Genomic DNA, 5,624 nt, shown 5'->3' with positions numbered 1-5,624 from the left:
TATATGGCATTATATAAATATATTCAATCTTTTATTCTTAACTACAATGTCATAAATATACACTTATAATAGGAAAAAAAGCAATAAAAAAGAGCCAACTTCTTAAGTTGACTCCATTGCATTAATGAGATAATGTGCATCATTACCTACATGGAAGTTTCCACCAATATGAGATTTTAATTGTGATTCAGTGCCGAGTGCTGATAGAAAACAGAATGTAATCATTTCTCTTTGTGCTCCAGTGAGTCCTATTCTTGTATAGTTATCACCAAAGCAGTTACCTGCGAGCCATCTCTTGATATGACGTTCTTCTTCAGGACCACTTGTTTGGAATCCTCTCATATGTTCACCAAAGAGTTCACATTGTTTTTCATTACCAAGTTCTATACGATTATCTCTATTTGTGGTAGACGCACTCTTTAATGGTTTATTCACATGTCTATTCATAATATTTAAGAATGGGTAAACCATACCAATACCAAGATAGGCCACGGCTTGATAAAGGACTTCTTGGATTTCATCAGCAGTCAAATACTTCAATAAATCATCTAACATATCCTTAAATAAATCATGAGATTTCGTTCCTAGAAGTACTGCAGTAATAGATAAATAACGACTCTTATCATCCAAAGTGGTATCATTGATTACTTCTTCTCCTATAAAATGTGAATAAAAATCATAGAATTCTGGATCTTTGTCTTTAAAGTTTTCCATAAATGTATATTTCATAGTCTTCACCTCTATGTGTATTTTATTAATAATAAGTAGAAAAGTACAATGCCAGTTTTGTATTATGCTATAATGTGAGTGCATAGTGAGGAGGATTATCAAATGATTGAAATTGGACAAGTTGAACAATTATTGGCTGTTTCTAAATATGGAACATTATCTAAAGCAGCTGAAGCATTACATATCTCTCAGCCAGCTCTTTCTCGTGCCATGCAGAAGCTTGAAGAAGAACTGCAAGTTCCTATTTTTGACCGTGAAAAGAATCGTATTACTTTAAATGCGACTGGTAAAGTGGCTGTTGATTATGCACAGAAAGTATTATTTTCTGCAAATGATATGATTGCTCGTGTACGTGAATATGATCGTATGACTCATACAATTAGTATTGGTGCATGTGCACCTGCGCCTTTATGGGACCTAGTACCTTATGCTAGTAAGATATATGAAGATATGGCCATTTCTTCAGAAATAAAAATGCCAGATATCTTATTATCTGGTTTAGAGAATGATTTATATACAGCTGTTGTATTAAATAAGATTCCTGATAGTAAAGAATTATATTATGAGTTATATGATACAGAAACATTATATTTCTCATTAGCACCTGATCATCCTCTTGCAGATAGTAAAGCATTATTCTTTAAGAATCTAGATGGTCAGACAATGCTGTTGTATTCTAGAATTGGTGTATGGTATCCAATGCATTTAGAAACACAGCCTCATACTCATTTTATTCTTCAGGATAATAGAGAGGTATTTAATGATCTTACACAGAATTCTACTCTTCCAACATTTATTTCTGATCTATCTATAGAAAAAGATGGCAAGCCAGATAATCGTAAGATTATTCCAATCATAGATAAAGAAGCGACTAATAGTTTCTATCTTGTATGTAAGAAAAAGAATAAGAAGCTATTAGAACCACTTTATCGTGCTGTAGAAAAAAGACTAGAAAAGAAAAAGAAGTAATATATCTTGATAGAACTATCAAAAAACGTATAATTGTTTTGACAGAACCCACCACGCCACTGATTTTCATGCGCAACCCGGTGGGACTTTTTATTTCTTGCATAGAAAAAGAAGTAGTTATTAAAAACTACTTCTTTTTAGAATCCTAGATAACCTAGAATAGCACTTACATAGAATAAGATACCTGCAACGATTAATAAATAGTTAGACCAAGTGCTTTTCTTCTTTAAATAGAATGTATTCGCCTGTTCCCCTAAATAAATAGGATATTCCTGGCCTTTTACATAATCTTTTTCAATCTTTTCTACTTTAAATTCCTGGATAGATGCCTGGTTATACTTCTTCGTACCATAAGAATACTGGAAGATAGGACGACAATATAAGTTATTGACTTTCTTATAACCATGGTAAATTCCTTTAATTTCTCTTTTATCTTTCTTAAAGAAGATTTCATAGATTCCATAAGCCATGAGTAGTGTTCCTAAAATAATAGATAGGATAATCATGAATGGAGATCCTGATTTAAAAGAGAAGAATGAAGTGTTCATATTCATATATTCTACCTCCATAGAGTATTCTACCAATATTTCGTGAGTAAACAATATTTTTTTTGATTTTTCGTGTATAATATAAAATGTAATTAAAGGGGGGTTCTCATGGATATTATTAAAAACTTAAAGTCACGTTTTGATTCTGTGCAATGTGATTTTCTTATTGCGATTGCCGCAATATTCCTTCCTTTCTATATTACTGTAGTGATTCATGCAATTATATTCTTTAAATGGATTAAACAGGGTGAGGTAAAGAAAGGTTATGAAGAAACAAAACGAAGCAAATATATTATTTTCTTTTCAGCACTTATTTTCTTAACAAGTGTCTTTTATCAGAACTGGCCAGGAGCTGGTGTATCATTAGGTTATTTGATGTTATATAGTATGACACTTGTATATAGACGTCATGCAAGTGAAGAACTATTTGATACAATGTTGAACCTAGTGATTGGTTTAAGTGTATTTGCAGCTGTGTGGGCTATTATTGAATATATCTTCATCTTAAGACAGTTTGATCTTGAGGGATGGTATTTGGTTGTATTTAATGCACCACAGTATCGTACGAATGCAATGTTCTTTAATGCGAACTACTATGCAATGATGATTGAGTTCTTTGTGGCTATTTGCTTCTATAAGTTCTTGAAGTATACTCATAATCATGGATTTATGGATCATATTAAAGAAATAGTGACTATTGGTTTAATTACATTACTTAACTTATTCTGTCTATATTTAACAGGATGTCGTACTGCATGGCCTGCACTTGCTGGTGGTCTTGCGATTATGTTATTGTTTAATCGTAATTATAAGAGTTTTGGTAGTATTTGTGCTGTAGGTGCAGTGGGTGTTGGTTTCTTTATTGCGAAACCTCAATATATTCCACGTATGAGCAATATTGTGAAATACTTAGGTGTAAGAAGACATATCTGGGAAGTTGCTATTCAGAACATTAAGACACATTTCTTATTTGGTGAAGGACCTATGACATATTGGCATATTTATGCACAATATAATGGGCATCCTACACAGCATTCACATAATATCTTTATTGATCCTGTTTTATGTTTTGGGATTATAGGATTATTAGTGATCGCACCGTTCTTCATTGAAAATATTAAACGTTTATATCGCTTATTAAGAACTAAGTGTAACCCTACTCTTGTTGCTTTAATTGTAGGCTATATTGTAATGATTTATATTCATGGATTACTCGATTATACAATCTTCTTTGTATCAACTGGATTCTTATTTGCGATGATAGTAAGCAGCTTTGACATTTATAGAAAAGAAATTGATCAATAAGGCAATGATTCATTGCCTTTTTAATAAGGAGAAAAAGAATGGATAAAAAACTTTATGAGACTTATGTAAGAATCTTAAACAAGGAACTCGTAACTGCCATGGGATGTACAGAGCCTATCGCAATTGCGTATGCAGGAAGTCTCGCAAGAAAGACGTTAGGTGTTATACCAAATAAGATATTAATTGAAGTCAGTGGTAATATCATCAAGAATGTTAAGAGTGTTATTGTGCCTCATACTCATGGAAATAAAGGTATTGAAACAGCTGCCTGTATTGGGATTACAGGTGGAGATGCAGAAGCAGAATTAGAGGTTATTAGTCATGTGAAGGAAGAAGATATTGTTGCGATGACTGAACTTATGAATAGTGCTTCTATTAAAGTACAGCCTTTAGAATCCCCTTATTCTTTAGATATTCGTTTGACTGTATCTAATAATGAACATGAAGCAATGGTACATATTGCGGGAACACATACACATATTGTAGAAATGACAAAAGATAATGAAACTATTGTATGTAGAGAAGCATTGAAACAGACTATTGATGAAGATTATCTCACTCTTACTATGCATGATATTTATACTTTTGCGAAAGAAGTAGAGATTGATGATGTAAAAGAATTATTAGATCAAATGATTGAATGTAATACTGCCATTGCACAAGAAGGAATGAATGGTGATTATGGGGCTAATATTGGTAAGGTGATTGCGATTAGAAAAGATTTACCAAGTCTATTAAAGGCCTATGCAGCAGCTGGTAGTGATGCAAGAATGAATGGTTGTGAACTACCTGTAGTGATTAATTCTGGTAGTGGTAACCAGGGATTAACTGTATCTGTACCTCTTATTGTTTATACAGAAAGAGAACATTTAGATAAAGAGAAGTTATATCGTGCTCTTGTGATTTCTAACTTAACAGCCATTCATTTAAAGACTGAGATTGGTCGTTTATCTGCCTTCTGTGGTGCAGTGAGTGCAGGTGCTGCATGTGGTGCAGGACTTGCTTATTTAAAGGATGCAAGTGAAGAAGTGATGAATCATACAATCGTGAATGCCTTGGCTATTACTTCTGGTATTATCTGTGATGGTGCCAAAGCAAGTTGTGCTGCAAAAATTGCAGTCAGTGTAGAAGCTGGCATTCTAGGGTATGATATGTATATGAATGGTCAGCAGTTCTATGGTGGAGATGGTATTATTTCTAAGGGTATAGAAAATACAATCCACAATATTGGTGTATTAGGAAGTCAAGGTATGGCTTCTACTGACCAGGAAATTATTAAAATTATGTGTGAATAGTAAAAGCTGCCGATTGGCAGCTTTTAGTGTCCTATTTCATCATATGTATACAAGTGTATATCATGTTCTTTAAGATAGTCTTTGAGTTCTTCTGAACATAACATCTCTGCTTCTTTTGTACGATCAAGAGTGAGAGAAGAAGTACGTAGTATTTGTGCATCAAGATATCCTGGATGACAAACTAACAAATCACAACCATCATTATGTGCATTCTCTACCATTTCTTTAAAAGATTTAAAAGGATCATAGCCTTCCTTCATACTCTCCATATGCATATAGAGTTTTTCTCCTGCCAGATCAACAGGTGTCCCATCAAAAGAAATATCATTAAACTTCAAATTGTGTCTTTTCGCAACAATTTCAATACCCCTTAATAAATTATCACTGGCTACTGCATGAGCTTCAAAATAAGAAGGTTCAAGATGAGTTATTTCTTTAAATCTTTTATATTGTGCTTCTATTTCTATAATTGCTTCTTCTAGTACTACAAAGTCTTCTTTACTTTGTCTATATGTTCTACTTGATTTAAATTGTCCATTCTCATCTACAAGACTTGGAATAAGTTTTGGATCACTGATAGGCGTACCAATACATACTAAAATGGTACCCATAAGGAGGACAACAACCTGACAGTTGTGATACCCCTCCTGTGGGTATCATTTTTTGTTTTGTTGTTTAAATTCTACTATGTCAAAATCAAAAAAATTCACTGATGAAGAAATTAAGTTATTATCTAACTCACCATACGTCAAGAACGTTAAACAAAACAGACTGATAT

The 5,624-nt window shown here is 33.0% G+C and carries 6 protein-coding genes; 3 read left to right on the top strand and 3 right to left on the bottom strand.

The window, feature by feature from the left end; all coding sequences use genetic code 11:
- Positions 1-102: 102 nt before the first annotated feature.
- Positions 103-729, bottom strand: coding sequence for a carboxymuconolactone decarboxylase family protein (locus tag H8909_RS12310; protein WP_187013037.1), 627 nt, complete (start codon positions 727-729; stop codon positions 103-105).
- 102 nt (positions 730-831) lie between these two features.
- On the opposite strand from H8909_RS12310, the gene H8909_RS12305 reads away from it, so the two are divergent.
- Positions 832-1,698, top strand: coding sequence for a LysR family transcriptional regulator (locus H8909_RS12305; protein ID WP_187013036.1), 867 nt, complete (start codon positions 832-834; stop codon positions 1,696-1,698).
- A gap of 137 nt (positions 1,699-1,835) precedes the next feature.
- On the opposite strand, the gene H8909_RS12300 is transcribed toward H8909_RS12305, so the two are convergent.
- Positions 1,836-2,252, bottom strand: coding sequence for a hypothetical protein (locus H8909_RS12300; protein ID WP_040390262.1), 417 nt, complete (start codon positions 2,250-2,252; stop codon positions 1,836-1,838).
- Between the two features lie 102 nt (positions 2,253-2,354).
- On the opposite strand from H8909_RS12300, the gene H8909_RS12295 reads away from it, so the two are divergent.
- Positions 2,355-3,551, top strand: coding sequence for an O-antigen ligase family protein (locus tag H8909_RS12295; protein ID WP_187013035.1), 1,197 nt, complete (start codon positions 2,355-2,357; stop codon positions 3,549-3,551).
- Between the two features lie 38 nt (positions 3,552-3,589).
- Complete coding sequence (locus tag H8909_RS12290; RefSeq protein WP_187013034.1) at positions 3,590-4,846, top strand: L-cysteine desulfidase family protein; 1,257 nt, start codon at positions 3,590-3,592, stop codon at positions 4,844-4,846.
- 23 nt (positions 4,847-4,869) lie between these two features.
- Here the strand turns inward: H8909_RS12290 and H8909_RS12285 are convergent, their stop codons facing one another.
- Complete coding sequence (locus H8909_RS12285; protein WP_238928295.1) at positions 4,870-5,457, bottom strand: ChbG/HpnK family deacetylase; 588 nt, start codon at positions 5,455-5,457, stop codon at positions 4,870-4,872.
- Between the last annotated feature and the right edge of the window lie 167 nt (positions 5,458-5,624).

This window comes from Catenibacterium faecis, assembly GCF_014306455.1.
Classification (GTDB): domain Bacteria; phylum Bacillota_I; class Bacilli_A; order Erysipelotrichales; family Coprobacillaceae; genus Catenibacterium; species Catenibacterium mitsuoka_A.
Note: the sequence above shows the minus strand (reverse complement) of the source record. Positions and strands in the feature narration are given on the sequence as shown.